Raw genomic sequence first — 16516 nt, forward strand, 5'->3', positions numbered from 1 at the left:
ATTCAAGCCTTTAAGCCTGTAAACTCCTCAACTCACTATCCAAGACGGCGATTAGTTCTCTCAAGAGCTTTGGGCTGCCTTTTTAACAGCAGCATCATTCACTACTAGAGAGTTTAACCAATCAAGTACCTTATTCAACTGATCAGTATCAGATAGCTCGTAATTTTCATCATGGGTTCCTGATGCCATAACTCTCCCTAATTAATCTCAGCTTGTACCTTTCGGCTGGGAAAAATTAGCGGCAGGTAATCAGACTCTATGCCCCAGATACATGTTGTTTAGTGTGATAACAAGCACCGCTGGCTATGGCACCCTTCAGATAGTTTTAGCTGGTTGGCGGTTTAACTTTTCCCTGAGCTCGTTCATTTCAATGAATCTACGGTTTCATGTAATGCGAGCATCCGGGCCTCTGCTTTTCTAACAGAATCATTTCGTAACTCTGCTTTAATGTTCGATCGTTCACCAGATCCTGATTAGTCGATCAGAATAAACCGATGTAGATAACTATGGCAGTCGTACTTTACTGTTGCTCACCCTGGTTTTTACACTTGGTACGAATACGTTGAATATCTGCATGCGTGCTATGTAGAAAAAATATTAACCTACTGATTCTCAGGTATGGTGAAACAACTTAGTTTGATGGGGTTATAAAGGCATTGTGTCTTGGTGACAGGCCGCAATGAATCACAAGTAGCTTTTAACTCGATTCAATTGACCGGCATACCATATGGGGTTATCGGGCCACTGGCGCAAATAATCTAACTGAAACCGATTCTTATCTGATCAATTGTTAAAAAAATCAAAAAACGATTGAACTTCACTCTGGTACTTTGTTCTTATGAGCTCAAGAGATAGTAAATGGTCTTAAATGGCTCATTGAGCCGCATAAGAAAAGAACAGTATTGGAGATCTGATGTTTACCAGAACAGCAGTCAGTTTCGCTTGTCTGGCGTTAGCCGCATGTGGCAGCGACTCGTCAAATGATAATAAACCCAACCCCGGCGACAGCGCCGACAATCGAACCGGTAGTGGCGTTCAGGTTGAGGCAACCCCGACTGAAGCAACACCAACGGAGCCTACGCCAACTGAAAGCACGGTTTCTGCCGAGCCAGAACCGGAAACACCGGTTGTTGCCACAGCGCTTCCGGTTGCCAACACCTTAGCGTTAACACTCTCAGACAGTCGCAGTTTCAATTTTTCCTGGCGACCGCAAAAGAATCTGAGTCATTACCGCTTGTTCGGAAAAACGGCAGCGGCAGAAGGCTTTACTCAGGTTGGTGCTGATATCTCCAATTTCGATATTGGTTTGTCATTACAGGTGGCGCTGGTTGATCAGGTAAATGCTCAATACAAGCTGCAAAGCTGTAATAGTGCCGGATGCACGGATTCCAATATCGTTAATGTAGCGGATACATCCGCTTATTTGCGTGCAGCCATTACTCAGATCAGCCCGGATTCGGTTGAATCCTATTCCCGCTTTGGCCGTGCGATTGCCTTAAGTGATGATGGCTCGACTTTGGCCGTTGGGGTACCGTTTGAAGATTCTGCCAGCGCGGATGCGCCGGGTCAGCCACGTAATGATGCTGGTGCCGTGACCATCTTTAAAAAACAGGCAAGCGGCAGCTGGAATCAGGTGGCTTATATTCCGTCTCCGGCGGGCGCCAACAGCTATTTTGGCCGCTCAATTGCGCTGGATGCTGATGTGTTAGCCGTTGGTGCTAACGGTGCTGATAAAAAAGCCTTTAATCCGAATTCCGGGCAAGTCGAAACGGTGACCGAATTTGCCGGAGCGGTGTACACCTATTTTGACGATAGCCGCTTGGGTGGCTGGCAGAGTATGGGACAAATTACCGCTGCCGAGGCCGGTCGCTCCGACAGTTTTGGTTATTCGGTTGCATTAAACGACAGTGGTCATGTTCTGTTGGTGGGAGCACGTCATGAAGACAGTAATTCGACCTCCGCCAGCGATAACAGCCTGGAAAATTCCGGAGCTGCTTATGTGTTTATTACCGTTGAACCACACAACCTGACTTCCAGCTGGCATCAGACGGCTTACCTGAAAGCGGCTAACGCCGATGCTGAAGATCGTTTTGGTTACTCTGTTGCACTGGATGCCAGTGGTGATATTGCTGTGATTGGTGCGCCTTATGAAGATAACGATGCCAATCCGGATTACATCGACGTTAATAAAGAGCCGGAAAATAATAACGGCCTGAATACCGGAGCGGCTTATGTGTTCCGTAAAAATGCAGAAACAGGCAACTGGCAACAGGAGTCGTATCTGAACGGTAACTCTCGTACCGGACATTTTGGTTTTGCCGTGGCGATCAGTGGTAATGGCCAGCGAATTATTGCCAGCGCGCCAGAAGCGGAAGTTTTCGATGAAGATAAAGCGGGTTACGTGGCGGTGTACAACTACGTCAATAACGAGCGTTATATCTGGGATCGGGAGTTTGATTGGATTCGCCCACGTTTTCATCAGAAAGATGATTTATTCGGACATAGCATTGCCATCAGTGCCGATGGTAACCGCATAGCGGTTGGTGCTCCGGGAGAGAGTGGTTTCGCGGCTGGTATTCATTATTTCTCTGAATTCACTCAGGAAGAGGGAGAGGGTAATGAGGAATCCGGCGCTGCGTACATTTTTGATCGTAAGCGCAGTATTTTAGGCCCGTGGACCCAGCTGGCGTATTTACGTTCACCTCTGGTGTCTATTCCGAACGAATTCCTCGGTTACGACATCGATCTGGCTGGTGATGGCGAAACCGTGGCAGCCAGCCGTCCTGGGCTGCAATTCAGTGGCTTTGGACAGGGCAAAGGTGCTGTGTTTATTTATTAAACCGGCGCGATCTCTTGTTTCGGAAAAACCGCTGGTGCGAAAGCGTCAGCGGTTTTTTTATGGCTGACTCCGGCGCTGAAAACACATACAGTAAGCACTGATTTTTCAGCTTGAGATCTGTGTCGTGTTATCTGTTATTTCCCGGTTTCTGTTGTTAACACGTTGTGTTAATCCAGCCTTTTTTGTACGTCTGACTGTGCTGGCGATGCTGACGTTGTTTGCTCTGAATTCCCAGGCGGGCTATCCGGTGTTGAAGCAACAATGTGATGGTTTGCCACAGGTCGCTGTTGGTACGGAAGCCGGTTTTTGCCTTGGACTGATTATCGACAACAAGGATTTACCGTTTAAAAAACCAAGAAAAGCGATTCCGGTTGCTGGTACTCATCAGTTACTGGTGACGGATATGGGCGGCTGGGGACCGAGTCGTGGTGTCTTATGGTTACTGGAGTTTGCTGACGAGCGTTATTCGAAGCTGATTAATGCTCATCGTCTGGCAGAAAAACTGATGTTGCCACACGATATTAAGCATCACAGTGATGGCTGGTTCTACATTGGCGAAGCCGATAAATTGTGGCGTTTTCGGTTATCAGGCAGTGAAATTTCTGAAAAAGAAATAGTGATTAAACAACTGCCGTATGATCGTAAAACCTATCGTCATCCATTAACCAGCTTCGTCTTTATGGCGGACAACAGTTTGCTGATTAATGTTGGCTCGGCCAGTGATGACTGTGGTTTAACCGCAGGTGATCTGAGTCAGGGCCGCTGTGAGGAAGCAAGTTGGGTCGGCTTGCGTCGTTACCCCTATGTGGCGGCACAGAAAAACTGGAGCCAGCAGTACCAGCAATACGCGACCGGTTTAAGAAATTCGGTGGCATTGGTCACTCACGACTCAGGTACGGTGTTGCAGGCCGAGAACAGCTCTGACATTAAAGATGCGGAAGAGCCGTTCGAAGAAATTAATCAGGTTATCGCCGGGGGCTTTTACGGCTGGCCATATTGTTTAAACCGTGAGTTCGATCAGCAGTTTATTGCCGACGGTTGCCATCAGAAAAATTACCAACCACCGTACTCATTAATGCCCCCGCATACCGCACCGCTGGATATGATGTATTACCCGGGCAAAAAACTGCCGGGGTTACAGGGTAAGTTATTAATCAGCTGGCACGGCTACCGGGTGATTGGCAATCGTTTGGTGGCGTATGCGGTTGATCAAAAAGGCTTGCCGGTTTTACAAAATGCCCAGGAAAATCCAATCTGGTTTAAACGCGATCCCATTGCGCCAGCAACGGAGTTCACCACTCATATAGCCAATCCTAAAGGTGGCTCAGCAGCTGATGCGCAGCATCAGGAAGTGATCAGCCAGTGGAATAAAGTGGCGGATGTCCGGCCGGAAGGTGCGCCGGTTGGCTTAGCCATGTTGCCGGATGAAAGCCTGCTGATTGTCGACGACAAAAACAAAGCGCTGTTACGGTTATCCACCGGAAGTCGTTATATCGATCCGGCACAGGAGCTATCTGCTTCACCAACACTTACCGGGTTATCTGACGAATACCTGTTTCGTGACGACGCTAAAGACCTGCTGTTGAAAGAATGTTCGGCCTGCCATCAGGAATTAACCAGCCAACCGGGTGCATTGTTAAATCGCCGTGATGGTTGGTTGCGCCGTGAAGGTAATAAGACGTTGCTGCAATTACGCCTGACAGGCGAAGCTGGACAAATGCCACCGACCGGTTCGTTAACAAACACGCAGATTAAAACCCTGTTAAATGCCATTGTTGATTAATCAATTTTCAGGCTGAAAGATCGGTAAGCAAAGGCCTGTGAGCGACAAACGTTGTTCACATGCCATCACATTGTCTGTTAACAAAAAATTAAAGAACTTGTTTGAAAAAACAGCCTGTTTTTAACTCCTTTTTATTCTGAATGAATTCGTACAGGCCTGCATATACTGAAGGTTGCTATGCCGATACATTCAGTGGAGGAGGCTATGAACAATCATATTGTGGTGATTAATGCACCCAAATCCGGCACGGATAAATACTTTGAACGCTTCTGTCGCCAGGTTCGGGAAAATCACGCCCATGACAAAACCCCTATTGTTTTAATTAACCCCGATTATCCGCTGGGCTTGCCGGAATATCTCGACGATATGGGTGTGCGCCTGGTGGAAGGTCGCGGTGTCAGCCCGCAGGATTGGCAGCAGGCCAATATCGAAGAGGCCGAACATATTGTGGTGCTGGCGAAAGACGATATTCCTGAAGACAGCGACAGCGTCTGTTTTGATATTTGCCATCGTCTGAGCGAGCGAGGCCTGTCTTATCGGGTCATCGTTGAATGTTTTGATGATGGCAACCGCGAGCGCTTTAAAAGTGTGGGTGTGAAGTCGGTATTACGACCGATTCGCTCTTATCCGGAAGTGATTGTCCGGGCGCTGGAAAGCCCCGGTGCTGAACTGATTGTCGAAGATATGTTTACCCGGGCGGAAGATCATTTTAAACGTTTCCCGTTATGGCTTGAGGGTGACCTGTGGCGCGACGTGGTACAGGCGATGATGCTGGATAATCTCGGTACACCAATGGCGGCGGTCAGCAAAGAGGGAGAGGTGATGGTGCATCCGCGGGCGGATCAGGCGATTTATGCCCAGAGTATTATCATGCTGGTGAAAACCGCTCATACGCCGGCTGAAGCTCAGGTTCACGATGCGTTCCGGCGATACATCAGCCATGACCTGAGTGCCTGATCGAACCACATCGAAATCCGTATCGGGGAACCAGCACAGCCGTTCTGGCGTCTATAGTTATCAGTATTCTTTATGACGCCAGGACGAGTTATGTCTGAAGTTTCTTCCTGTTCTCCATCCCGCGGTCGCACCATCCTGCAGCAGCTGCGGCAGAATGCGGTGGCCATCATCAGCTTGTTTGTGGCGGTCAGCAGCCTGAGTTACAACTCCTGGCGCTATGAGCAAACCGAAGATAACCAGAATCAGCGGATGGCGGCATTTCAGATTCTGTTCAAACTCGGTGAGCTGCAGAATGTGGTGTTTCATCATCGCTACGATATGGATCGTACGCATCTTGGTAATCCCCGAACCGGCTGGAGCCACGTACTCTTGATTAAGGATCTGTCGCAGTTGATGAAGCCGCCGATGCGAGAGCCACTGGTGCTTTCCAGTGCGGAACTAGTAACCGTCTGGCAGCAGAACTGGGAGCAAATGGGAGATCGTCAGCAAAGTGCCGATGCCATTCTCAATTCAGCCGAAGCGGTGCGTCAGGCGACCCTGGCGTTACTCGAATCTCTGGAGTAACACAGGCGGTTTATTTGCCAAAAGCCTGCACTTCCTTGAGCTGAATCCGTATCCCGGCGTTAACAGCGACGCCAAGTTCCTATAAACTCATGCAAAACTTATACAGGCAGCCCATAACGGAGCTGCCGACTGCATAATAAGGTCGCGTGTGAGCACAAAATCTCGTCCTCCATTTGGTGTGTTATTGGCCAATCTGGGTACTCCGGAAGCCCCAACTGCAAAAGCTGTTCGTGAATATCTGGCGGAATTCCTGTGGGATCGCCGGGTGGTCGACGTTCCCCGGCCAATCTGGTGGATGATCCTGCACGGTGTGATCCTGCGTTTCCGCCCACGCATGGTGGCCAAAGGCTACGCCAGCATCTGGACCGATGAAGGTTCTCCACTGATGGCGATCTCGAAAAAGCAGCAGCAGGCGTTAAAAAAACAGCTGGCTGAGGCTTATGGTGAAGACATTCCGGTGGCACTGGCGATGACCTACGGTCAGCCAACCATGGAACAGGCCGGTCGTGAACTGCGCCAGGCCGGTGTGGAGAATATGCTGGTACTGCCGCTGTACCCGCAGTTTTCGTCATCAACCACGGCGGCGGTTTATGATCGTCTCGCCAGTGGCCTGAAAGGCTGTCCACATTTGCCACAAACCCGCTGGGTAAACGAATACCACCAACATCGGGGGTATATTCAGGCACTGGCCAACTCGGTGAAAGAATACTGGGCGGAACACGGTCAGGGTGACAAGCTGCTGATGTCATTCCACGGTATTCCGCAGCGCTACGAAGACCGTGGCGATCCTTATCCCTCACAATGCCGGGCCACGGCAAAAGCCGTGGCTGATGCACTGCAACTGAAAGACGACCAGTGGTTCTGCGCCTTTCAGTCTCGCTTTGGCCGTGAAGAGTGGGTGAAACCTTATACAGACTTTACTCTGAAAGAATGGGGCGAAGCAGGCATTGGTCGGGTGGACGTCATCAGCCCGGCATTTTCAGCCGATTGCTTAGAGACACTGGAAGAGCTGGAAGAAGAAAACCGCGATAACTTTATCGAAGCTGGTGGTAAGGAGTACCACTATATTCCTTGTCTGAATGACCGTGATGATCATATTCAGATGATGGTGGATCTTGTGAAGCAACACACTCAGGGCTGGTAAAAAGGCCACCAAAGCTACCTGCGTGAGCCGGTTGTGTAAAAAAGCGCTGATTTGTCAGCGCTTTTTTTATACCGGTTTATTAGTTACTTAAACCGGTTTCCTGATCAAAACCGTCGAGAACCGGCACCGGTTTTTTGTCTTCGCCAATGGCAACAAAACTGAATACCCCGGTGATCGCTTTTTCAGTGCCATCACGGTACATGTCTTCAACATAGATATTCACTTCGACCTTAATTGAGGTGCGGCCAACGTGAATGATGTCGGCAACCAGCTCCACCATCGAACCTTCCGGAATCGGATGCTTAAAGTCGACTTTATCGGACGATACGGTGACCAGGCGTTTGCGGCTGAAACGGGTCGCGGCAATAAACGCGGTTTCGTCCATCCAGCTTAATGCCTGGCCACCAAATAACGTCTCATGATGGTTGGTGGTAAACGGAAAGACGGCTTTTACGACACTGGTTTTGGCGGCGTTGATACGCTTGGCAATTAATTCTTCGCGCAGGCGCTGTTGTTGTGGGCTCATACACTTCTCTGGCTGGGTAATCGGCTGGTTAGTCTGTTGTGGACTGTTAATGGCTCGCGTTGCTGTTGGCGAGTGATGAATCGGGCCGCTTATGAAGTCAGTCTGATGCTGTGCGACTTTAGTTTAAGGCGCGCATTGTATTCGAGTAAAAACTCTACTGCACCTGAGAATTCTTCATGCGGGTTGAAAACGCTTACTGATTCGACGTATTGATCAATTTGGCCACTGAATCGTGCAGATTGGTCATAGTATCCATGGCGTCTCTGTGGAATCATGCGGCTCAACAGCCGGTTACAGGCTGAAATTGATAAGACAACTGCCACCCGGCCGTGAGAGCACCATGACAGATAAGCCACGCGTATTATTAGAAGTAAAAGACCATATCGCTTATGTAACTCTGAACCGCGAAGAGAAACTGAACGGTCTGGACATGCCGATGTTCCGCCAGATGATTGCCACGGCGAAAAAAATCCGCAAAGACCGCAGCATCCGCTGTGTAATTCTGTCGGCCAACGGTCCGTCTTTCTGTGCCGGCCTGGACTTTGGTGCACTGAACAAAGAACCAAGCATGGTTGCCAAGGTGTTCCTGAAATTCCCCTGGACCAAACAAAACGTGGCTCAGGAAATTGCTCACTGCTGGCGTGACCTGCCGATTCCTGTGATCTCAGTGGTACACGGCAATTGTTTTGGTGGTGGTATGCAGATCATCCTGGCGACGGACTATCGTATTGCCAAACCAGACGCCAACCTGTCGATTATGGAAATGAAGTGGGGCCTGATTCCGGATATGAGTGGCATGGTGACGCTGTCGCAGCTGACCCGCATTGATATTGCTCAGGAACTGACCATGACCGGCCGCCAGTTCAGCGCTGAAGAGGGCTTTGGTTATGGCCTGATTTCCAAGTTGTCTGATAACCCAATGGCGGATGCTGAAGAGTTAGCACGCACCATTGCAGAAAAATCGCCGGACGCCATTGCTGCAACCAAGTATCTGTTTAAGAAAACCTGGAAAGCCGATACCTGGAAAGCGTTACGTTGGGAACGTTGGGTACAGGCACGTTTATTAGGACGTAAGAACCAGATGATTGCGATGAAAAATGGTATGGCCAAAGGTAAAGAGCCAAAGCCGTTTGTGGATCGTAAATCGTTTCGCTAGTACTGAAGGGACTAGTAGAAACCGGTACCTAAGGGAATTATTAAAAATGCCGCCTGCTGCACAGTAGGCGGCATTTTTTATGGCTGGTCTTTTTATACGAACATTTTTATACCGGCCTTTTTGTCGCTGATATCTGGTCAGCATAAACTACATGAATTTACTTTCTTCCTGATAACTCACTTTGTTAGCATACTGCCCTCAACTACAAGGAACAGGTTATGGCACAAGCACTTAAGCCTAAGAAAAAAATGAATCACCAGGATCTGTCCAGTTCAGGTTTCTGGATTGGTCACATACTTATGATCATCGCCACCATCGCTGGTGTTTATCTGGCAGCCCAGGCGGGTTTGCAACAGGCCATTTTGTTTGATGATGTGGTTTCCCGTCAGCACAATTATTTTCTGCGACAGTCGCTGTACGAAGAGCTGCAGGACAATGTCGCCATCCTGACTGAATACGATAAAGAATATCTGGGCCGCGGAATTTCGGTAAATCAGCTGAAAGCCAATTCGCCAAAGATCAGCCGTTACGTTTGGGAGACGATGAAATATTCCCAAACCACACTGGAAACGCCGAGCTACTTTCTGGGTGAAACCCGTCGTTTCTATGCCCAGGTGGATGACATCATCGCCAAGCGTGAATCTTTTACCTATGGCCCATCGTTCGCCAGTAAGCTGATGAAACAGCAGCTGGAAAATATGAGCAAGAATGTTTTACCAAAGCTGAAAGCCAATACCGAATATCTGGAACAATACCTGAAAGATTACGACGTTAATGTGGTCGAAATTAAAGGTGTACAGCAACCGCAGTCTGACTCATCAGAGCAAGCAACAGCGAAGGGCGATAACAATCAGGCAGTGGTGAACCATGAGTCGTAAATATTGCCCACACTGCCACAATGAACAGCTTCAGGTGACTCACTATTACGGTGAAGAGCTGGATATCTGTCGTCGCTGTGGTGGCGCCTGGTTTGAGCACGGTGAATTAAACAGCCTGATTTCCAAGGTCGACAACGGTGAAGATGACGCCGACTTTGAGAAACTGTTAGGAAAAAGACACGGTCGTACCGAACATCAGTGCCCAACCTGTCCGTCGCATTTGCACAAATACCAGTTGCTGAACGATTTTGAGGTCGACGTTGAACTGTGTATGGAGTGTGACGGTGTTTGGGTGGAGTACGATCAGCTGGATAAAGTCGAACACTCTCCGCGTATTCGCACCGCTCTGGACGAACTGAATAAAAAAATATCGGTAAAATCCTGGGTATTTCAGGCATTAGCTAAATTTCCGGTGGAGTACAACCTGAAGCCACATCGCTTTCCGATTGTCACCTGGACGTTACTGATTCTGAATACGCTGATTTTTCTTGGTTATGCGTTTTCTGTTGATACCCGCAACTGGGTATTCGAGCACTTTGCCAGTCGTCCGGCGGATCTGGCTGCCGGGTTGGAATTATGGACGCCACTCACCGCGACCTTTCTGCACGGCGGATTTATGCATCTGATTGGTAATATGTATTTCCTTTATGTGATTGGCGATAACCTTGAAGATGTGTTGGGACGTGGCCGTTATTTATTGGTGTATTTATTAGGAGGAATTGGTGCCAGCGTGATCAGTGTGGCGATGAACTGGAACAGCCCGATTATGAGTGTTGGCGCCAGTGGTGCAATTGCCGCATTGTTTGGCATGTATTTAATCTGGTTCCGTTTTGCCAGCCTGACCTTTATGTTTCTGGTGTTCCAGAAAAAGCTGTCGCCGTTGTGGTATTTCGCCATCTGGTTAGTACTGGATAACGTGATTGCTATGGTAACGTCGCCGGGTGGTGTCGATTACTGGGCGCACATTGGTGGTTTCGCCGTTGGTTTGACGATCGGCTACAGCCTGAAAAGCTGGGTGTATCGCCATAACCCGGTGGTGCGTATTCTGGCGGATCCAAAACACAAGGTTGCGCGTTAAAACGTCAGTCCTTGTGATTAACCTGCTGCAGCGGCGACGGATTGATATAACGAATGCAATCCCGGCCGCTGTTTTTGGCATCGTATAAGGCCTCGTCAGCGCGCTTTAATACACGGTTTAAATTATCCGAATGATCCTCTAACGCAGCCAGGCCAATACTGACGCTGTAACCAAACTCCCCCTGTTGTGAAGGTATACGCAGCAGGGCAATGGCCTGTTGTAACCGTCTGGCCAGCCCCATGCCGCTGTCTATCGATGCTTCAGGTGTGATAATGGCAAACTCTTCGCCGCCAATCCGTGCAGCAACATCTGAATCACGAATGGTATCGCCGATGCAGTCAGCCAGGGCAATAATGGCTTTGTCGCCGACGTCATGGCCGTATTGATCGTTAATCCGTTTAAAGTGATCGATATCCAGCATCAGAATGCAAAACGGTCGCTTATGGCGTTTGGCTATTTTCTCAATCTGATTGCCCAGTTCAAAAAATGCCCGGCGATTATTTAATGCCGTCATCGGGTCGGTACGGGCAAGGGTTTCTGCATGATGTTTGGCTTGTTCCAATTCCCGGGTCCTCTGCCGGACTTTGTCTTCAAGCTGTTCGTTTTGTTGCTGCAATTCATGTTTGCGCTGAATCAGCAACAGTTCAAGAACCTGAATCGACAGCAGAATAAAACTCAGCGTTACCTGCATTGCGGTTAGGCCACCCTGGCCAAAGAAGTTATAGAAGTAACCGTATTCCTGTGATGTTCCCCACCAGGCCAGCATAAATATAAGCAGATTAAGAAAGGCAACCGCCAGCGGAGGTTTGCGTAACACCGCCCACAACAGCGGAATAATTAATAACGACGGTTGTAAAAAGGTCGCTAATTTCGCCTGGTAGCCATAGCCGGTAATAAAATAGCCAACCAGCAACGTCAGTAAGACAATGCCGATGCTTTCCACAGATACCAGGCTGGTGAGATTCTGTAAGCGATAGAGCAAATATACAAAAGGTGTAAAAGCGATAACACCAACAACGTCGGCAATGCTCCAGCCAATAATGGCGTAAGTAAAGCCACTGCTGACCGGTTCATAAAGAAAGTGATAACTGCTGATGCCAACAAACGCGGATATCAGGCCCAGTACCAAGGCCGCCGCTAAATAACGAGCGGTTTTGATGTACAGCTCTTCATCCAGCTGATGATCAAAAAAACGTGCCGGTTGCAGTTGGTTGGCAAGAACGGCCCCGGCCGTGTTGCCACAAGCGGCAAAAAACGGAATGAGTAAGGCCTGCCAGTAAGCGGAATAATCGTCAAAACTAAAGTGGGAAAAGGCTGCAGCAAAAGCGCCCAGCCACAGTCCCGGCCAGACCTTATTGCCAAACAACATCAGAAATGCCAGTGCCAGGCCGCCAGCAGGCCATACCGCTAATGTATCTGCCCACCATTCGGTGGCGTAAGCAACAATAAAAAAGATCAGGCCAGTAATTATATTAAGCTTAATTAATCGCAAAAAGTGACCACGCAAGTGCTGAATAAAGGCATAAATAACGTGCAGGTCCTGACCATGGAGTTGCAAACATACCCTCCTGGCACCTGCGTCAGTTTATCTCAGGCGCAGCTGTTTGCTTCGTTGGCTTTCTGTTAAAACTGGTAGCTTTCTTTTGGTTTCAATCAGGGAATGTGTGGCAATCCAGCAGGGTTTGATCTGGGTCAGGATGGTTTATTTGGTGGCAGGGTAAAATCCGGCATCGAGATAAATTACAAAATTATAAAGAGAAGATCACCATGTTGTACGTATTAAAGTTACACGCGTTGATGGCCCTTGGGTCGTTAACGGTAACCTGGATTCGTGGCGCATTAAGTTTTCAGGGGCGTGACGATTTAGCCTCCGCCAAACCGGCATTAATCGCCAATGCCGCTACCAGTGGTTTGTTGTTACTCAGCGCCGTTGTGCTGATGTTTAATGCGGGCCAATATCCGTTCGCCGATGCCTGGTTAACAGAAAAGTTAATCTGGCTGGTGGCTTATATTGTGCTGAGTATTCTGGCGCTGAAACCAGCTTTGCCAGTTGGTCTGCGGGTTCTGTTATTTGCGGCCGCCAGTATGGCATTTGCCTTTGCTTATGCCAGTGCGAAACATCATCTGGGTATTTTTCTGAACTGATCACAACGCTGATATTGCCAATCACAGGTTAAGCCCGGTTGTTCTGATACACTCTCACTTAATATCAGATGCCGGGCTTTTTAGTGCCTGCTTTACCGTGAACGGAAAGAGAATGTTATGTGGCTCCAACAAGAAATTACGTTAAAACCTCAGGTGCGTGGCTTTCATCTGGTGACTGATGAAATCCTGCGTCATATTCCACAATTACGCGATATTCGTATCGGTATGATGAATGTATTTATTAAACACACCTCGGCATCACTGACCATTAACGAAAATGCGGACCCTTCTGTGCGAGAAGATTTTGAATCCTTTTTTAATCATCACGTGCCGGAAAATGAGCCTTATTACACCCATATTTATGAAGGGGCGGATGATCTTCCGGCCCATTTAAAATCCAGCATTTTAGGTAATAGCCTGAATATTCCGATCACTGATGGTCAGCTGAATATGGGCATCTGGCAGGGCATTTATTTGTGTGAACACCGCAATCATGCGACACCCAGGCAGCTGGTGATTACCCTGCAGGGTGAAACTCGTTAAGTCCGGTTCTCTGCAAGCCACAACAGTAATGCCGAAACAGTAAAGCCGCACTGGCTGTTAGTTAAGTTGCGGCAATAACTCAATAAACTGTTTTAATGCCGGTGACCAGCTGTGTGGGTTGCCGGTACTGAAATAGGTATCAACCAGAGCTATATCATCCGCGATCTCTTGATAACCGATATTAAAGCGCCCCTGGTGAGAGAGAACGACTGATAGTGGCATCAGCGCATAACCCATTCCTCCGGCGACACAACCCAACATGCCATCAATACTGCCGAACTCAAAAATACGGGTAGAGTGAATACCCTGGGACGCAAGAAACAATTCGATGCGTTGGCGATAGCTGCAACCCTGGCGAAACGACAGAAATGCCGATTGTAATAACGTTTCTGCGGATGGCATGTGAGCGAATTCACCAGGGCCAACCAGTACCAATTGCTCGCTGAACACTTTCTGATGATAGAACTGCGAGTGGCGGGTTTCACCGGCGACAAAAATACCATCGGCTTCGCCTTTAATCAGACGCTCAACCAGCTGCGCGCTGGGGCTGGTTTCCACGGTTAAATCGACCTGCGGATAACGCTGATAAAACTCCGCCAGAATCGCCGGTAAACGAATGGCGGTGGTGGTTTCCATCGATGCAATGCGTAAGCGGCTATTGGCACTGTGTTGTTGCTGAAACAGTCCCAGTACATCATCGTGGCTACGTAACATCTTACGTGCATGATCGAGTAAGGTTGTACCGGCACCGGTTAGTCTGATGCCACCTTTACGTTCAAACAGCTGGGTATTTAACTCGCTCTCCAGCTTTTTGATATGAGCCGTTACGTTCGACTGAACGGTATTAGCCCGTTCAGCGGCAGCAACAAAACTGCCACTTTCGGCGGCTTCCAGAAATAACCGTAACGACTTAAGTTCCATCGTGTTTGTGACCTGCTCAGTTGATAATCATGATTATGCTATGCATCGATAAATCACAATAAGTGATAGTCGGAATCACTACAAATCATTTCTAATGAAGTCGGCTATCACTTAATCTGCATCCGCACTGAAGCTTCAGCTACCAGGCATCGGGTATAAGGAAGGCATAAGGCCTTAGGAGAGTACGAGTGATCAAACGCGCCGATCTGGCCATTCTGCAACTGGGTATTGCTGCCACGCTGGCCGGGGTTGGCATCGCCCGCTTTGCCTATACGCCGCTGTTACCCCAGCTGGTGGAGCAGGGTTGGTTCAGTGACAGCCAGGCGGTGTATCTGGGGGCCGCGAACCTGTTGGGTTATCTCGCCGGTGCCATCAGCGCCCACCCGTTATCGCAACGTTTTGGCAGCCCGTTATTGTTGCGCTTGAGTTTTGCCGCTGTGTTTCTCAGCTTTGCTTTGTGTGTGTTGCCGGGCTGGTTCAGCTGGTTTTTCTTCTGGCGCTTTATGGCGGGCGTTGCTGGTGCCTGGCTGATGGTATTAGCGCCATCGGCGGCATTGGCCCAGGCGCCGGTTGAGCGTCGTGGCAGCATTGGCGCCATGGTGTTTGCCGGTATTGGTATCGGCGCTGTGATTGCTTCCAGCGTGGTGCCCTTGCTGATTCATCAGAGTTTATCTGTTACCTGGGTGGCACTGGCCATCGCTTGTCTGGTGATGGTGTGGTTGGGGGAATCCGGTATCCGCCGTCTGAATTGGGCGCCATCACAAACCCAAACCACTGCTCAGCTCGACAAGCGGATGATGTGGCCGGTGTGGCTGGTGATTCTGGCCTACGGTCTGGATGCTATTGCGTATGTGCCACACACCTTATTCTGGGTGGATTATCTTGCCCGTGAACAACAATTAGGAATGCAGGCGGCATCGTTGCAGTGGTTAATTTTTGGCATCGGTGCCTGTTGTGGCCCTTTTATCGCTGGCTGGTCGTCGCAACGCTGGGGAATAAAAAACGCACTGGCATTCGCCTATCTGGCGAAAACCAGCGGCATTGTTTTGTCGTTGTTGGTGGTTGGCAGTGCTTTGCCCGATTTTATCAGCCGTTCGTTATCGTCGTTCTTAGTGGGCGCCATGATTCCCGGTGTTGTGGGGCTAACTTCTGCGCTGCTGGCCGAATGGTTGGGAGCAGCAAATCATAAGAAATTCTGGGGATTGGCGACGGCGGTATTTGCTTTAACTCAGGCGTTGTCCGGCTATGGTATGTCGGCCTTGTTTGTGGAACTGGGCAGTTATCAGTCGTTATATGTTATCGCCGCTATGATTATGGCAGCGGGTTTTGTATTGGTCGCTTGCAGCGAATTAAGCAGAGGAAAATCCCATGAAACTACTACTTAATGCCACTTCACCCTATGCCCGTTTTGCCCGGATAGTGATGTTGGAAAAAGGGCTGCAATCTCAGGTTGAGCTGGTGTGGGTTGATCCGTGGAATAACAACGCAACCTTATTAGCGGCTAATCCGGTAGGGAGAATTCCGGCGCTGATCATGGACGATAATGTTGCGATTTCAGAGTCGCTGTTGATTGCCCAGACGCTGAATGGTTTGACTGGTACAGGTGAATCGCTGGATCTGTCTGTAAAAACGTCGGCGCAATTATCCCAATTGGGTCTTGGCATCGGCCTGATGGACATGGCGTTTAACAGCGTTATTAACGCCAAATATTACGGCGATGAAATTTATAATACCTATCTGGGGGAGCGTCGCTTTGTCGCGATTGAACGCACGTTACAGCAATTAAATACCGCATTGGCAGACAACCATTATACCGATTTAACCCTGGCGGATATTGCGGTTGCCGTCGCGCTGGATTATATCGATTTTCGTTTGCCACAGTTGGAAGTGAATAAACACTATGGCCATATCGCGGTGTGGCGCCAGGCTCTGGCCGGGCGCGACAGTTTTGCGACGACCGCGTTTTAAACGCGTAATACGGT

16 protein-coding genes are annotated in these 16516 nt (G+C 49.1%); 12 read left to right on the plus strand and 4 right to left on the minus strand.

The window, feature by feature from the left end; genetic code table 11:
• Positions 1-60 precede the first annotated feature (60 nt).
• Positions 61-189: a hypothetical protein gene (locus tag ACOQOZ_RS20470; protein ID WP_420590004.1), complete on the minus strand. Its 129-nt coding sequence runs from the start codon at positions 187-189 to the stop codon at positions 61-63.
• A gap of 724 nt (positions 190-913) precedes the next feature.
• On the opposite strand from ACOQOZ_RS20470, the gene ACOQOZ_RS20475 reads away from it, so the two are divergent.
• The 5 genes from ACOQOZ_RS20475 to hemH all read left to right on the plus strand — a co-directional run bounded on the left by ACOQOZ_RS20475 (position 914) and on the right by hemH (position 7287).
• A complete protein-coding gene (locus ACOQOZ_RS20475) occupies positions 914-2839 on the plus strand; it encodes an FG-GAP repeat protein (protein ID WP_420590005.1) in 1926 nt (641 codons plus the stop codon).
• A gap of 124 nt (positions 2840-2963) precedes the next feature.
• Positions 2964-4622, plus strand: a complete 1659-nt coding sequence (locus tag ACOQOZ_RS20480; RefSeq protein ID WP_420590006.1) for a PQQ-dependent sugar dehydrogenase — start codon at positions 2964-2966, stop codon at positions 4620-4622.
• 204 nt (positions 4623-4826) lie between these two features.
• A complete protein-coding gene (locus ACOQOZ_RS20485; protein ID WP_420590007.1) occupies positions 4827-5579 on the plus strand; it encodes a TrkA-related ion transporter in 753 nt (250 codons plus the stop codon).
• 90 nt (positions 5580-5669) lie between these two features.
• Positions 5670-6143, plus strand: coding sequence for a hypothetical protein (locus ACOQOZ_RS20490; protein WP_420590008.1), 474 nt, complete (start codon positions 5670-5672; stop codon positions 6141-6143).
• Positions 6144-6291: 148 nt separating this feature from the next.
• Positions 6292-7287 (plus strand): ferrochelatase, encoded by a 996-nt coding sequence (gene hemH, locus ACOQOZ_RS20495; RefSeq protein WP_420590009.1) that lies wholly within the window; start codon positions 6292-6294, stop codon positions 7285-7287.
• A 79-nt stretch (positions 7288-7366) separates the two neighbouring features.
• On the opposite strand, the gene ACOQOZ_RS20500 is transcribed toward hemH, so the two are convergent.
• On the minus strand, positions 7367-7813 hold the full coding sequence (locus ACOQOZ_RS20500; protein ID WP_420590010.1) for an acyl-CoA thioesterase: 447 nt from the start codon (positions 7811-7813) through the stop codon (positions 7367-7369).
• A gap of 340 nt (positions 7814-8153) precedes the next feature.
• On the opposite strand from ACOQOZ_RS20500, the gene ACOQOZ_RS20505 reads away from it, so the two are divergent.
• From ACOQOZ_RS20505 to ACOQOZ_RS20515, 3 genes are all read left to right on the plus strand, one after another.
• On the plus strand, positions 8154-8969 hold the full coding sequence (locus ACOQOZ_RS20505; RefSeq protein ID WP_420590011.1) for a crotonase/enoyl-CoA hydratase family protein: 816 nt from the start codon (positions 8154-8156) through the stop codon (positions 8967-8969).
• Between the two features lie 218 nt (positions 8970-9187).
• A complete protein-coding gene (locus tag ACOQOZ_RS20510) occupies positions 9188-9847 on the plus strand; it encodes a hypothetical protein (protein ID WP_420590012.1) in 660 nt (219 codons plus the stop codon).
• A complete protein-coding gene (locus ACOQOZ_RS20515) occupies positions 9837-10925 on the plus strand; it encodes a rhomboid family intramembrane serine protease (protein ID WP_420590013.1) in 1089 nt (362 codons plus the stop codon). The genes ACOQOZ_RS20510 and ACOQOZ_RS20515 overlap by 11 nt, the downstream gene beginning before the upstream one ends.
• 4 nt (positions 10926-10929) lie before the next feature.
• On the opposite strand, the gene ACOQOZ_RS20520 is transcribed toward ACOQOZ_RS20515, so the two are convergent.
• Positions 10930-12483, minus strand: a complete 1554-nt coding sequence (locus ACOQOZ_RS20520) for a diguanylate cyclase (RefSeq protein ID WP_420590014.1) — start codon at positions 12481-12483, stop codon at positions 10930-10932.
• Between the two features lie 209 nt (positions 12484-12692).
• Here ACOQOZ_RS20520 and ACOQOZ_RS20525 point away from each other — a divergent pair, with 209 nt between their 5' ends.
• A complete protein-coding gene (locus tag ACOQOZ_RS20525) occupies positions 12693-13070 on the plus strand; it encodes a SirB2 family protein (protein WP_420590015.1) in 378 nt (125 codons plus the stop codon).
• A 117-nt stretch (positions 13071-13187) separates the two neighbouring features.
• Complete coding sequence (locus tag ACOQOZ_RS20530; protein ID WP_420590016.1) at positions 13188-13613, plus strand: secondary thiamine-phosphate synthase enzyme YjbQ; 426 nt, start codon at positions 13188-13190, stop codon at positions 13611-13613.
• 57 nt (positions 13614-13670) lie between these two features.
• Here the strand turns inward: ACOQOZ_RS20530 and ACOQOZ_RS20535 are convergent, their stop codons facing one another.
• Positions 13671-14534: a LysR substrate-binding domain-containing protein gene (locus tag ACOQOZ_RS20535; RefSeq protein ID WP_420590017.1), complete on the minus strand. Its 864-nt coding sequence runs from the start codon at positions 14532-14534 to the stop codon at positions 13671-13673.
• A 188-nt stretch (positions 14535-14722) separates the two neighbouring features.
• Here ACOQOZ_RS20535 and ACOQOZ_RS20540 point away from each other — a divergent pair, with 188 nt between their 5' ends.
• Positions 14723-15919: a YbfB/YjiJ family MFS transporter gene (locus ACOQOZ_RS20540; RefSeq protein WP_420590018.1), complete on the plus strand. Its 1197-nt coding sequence runs from the start codon at positions 14723-14725 to the stop codon at positions 15917-15919.
• A complete protein-coding gene (locus ACOQOZ_RS20545) occupies positions 15903-16502 on the plus strand; it encodes a glutathione S-transferase family protein (protein WP_420590019.1) in 600 nt (199 codons plus the stop codon). The genes ACOQOZ_RS20540 and ACOQOZ_RS20545 overlap by 17 nt, the downstream gene beginning before the upstream one ends.
• Positions 16503-16516 lie beyond the last annotated feature (14 nt).

The organism is Bacterioplanoides sp. (assembly GCF_965219715.1).
GTDB lineage: Bacteria > Pseudomonadota > Gammaproteobacteria > Pseudomonadales > Oceanobacteraceae > Bacterioplanoides.

Excerpts from the sequence above, each read along its gene's own strand:
- ACOQOZ_RS20470 (WP_420590004.1), bottom strand. The coding sequence starts at position 189 with ATGGCATCAGGAACCCATGATGAAAATTACGAGCTATCTGATACTGAT.
- ACOQOZ_RS20475 (WP_420590005.1), top strand. The coding sequence starts at position 914 with ATGTTTACCAGAACAGCAGTCAGTTTCGCTTGTCTGGCGTTAGCCGCA.
- ACOQOZ_RS20485 (WP_420590007.1), top strand. The coding sequence starts at position 4,827 with ATGAACAATCATATTGTGGTGATTAATGCACCCAAATCCGGCACGGAT.
- ACOQOZ_RS20490 (WP_420590008.1), top strand. The coding sequence starts at position 5,670 with ATGTCTGAAGTTTCTTCCTGTTCTCCATCCCGCGGTCGCACCATCCTG.
- ACOQOZ_RS20500 (WP_420590010.1), bottom strand. The coding sequence starts at position 7,813 with ATGAGCCCACAACAACAGCGCCTGCGCGAAGAATTAATTGCCAAGCGT.
- ACOQOZ_RS20505 (WP_420590011.1), top strand. The coding sequence starts at position 8,154 with ATGACAGATAAGCCACGCGTATTATTAGAAGTAAAAGACCATATCGCT.
- ACOQOZ_RS20510 (WP_420590012.1), top strand. The coding sequence starts at position 9,188 with ATGGCACAAGCACTTAAGCCTAAGAAAAAAATGAATCACCAGGATCTG.
- ACOQOZ_RS20515 (WP_420590013.1), top strand. The coding sequence starts at position 9,837 with ATGAGTCGTAAATATTGCCCACACTGCCACAATGAACAGCTTCAGGTG.
- ACOQOZ_RS20525 (WP_420590015.1), top strand. The coding sequence starts at position 12,693 with ATGTTGTACGTATTAAAGTTACACGCGTTGATGGCCCTTGGGTCGTTA.
- ACOQOZ_RS20530 (WP_420590016.1), top strand. The coding sequence starts at position 13,188 with ATGTGGCTCCAACAAGAAATTACGTTAAAACCTCAGGTGCGTGGCTTT.
- ACOQOZ_RS20535 (WP_420590017.1), bottom strand. The coding sequence starts at position 14,534 with ATGGAACTTAAGTCGTTACGGTTATTTCTGGAAGCCGCCGAAAGTGGC.
- ACOQOZ_RS20545 (WP_420590019.1), top strand. The coding sequence starts at position 15,903 with ATGAAACTACTACTTAATGCCACTTCACCCTATGCCCGTTTTGCCCGG.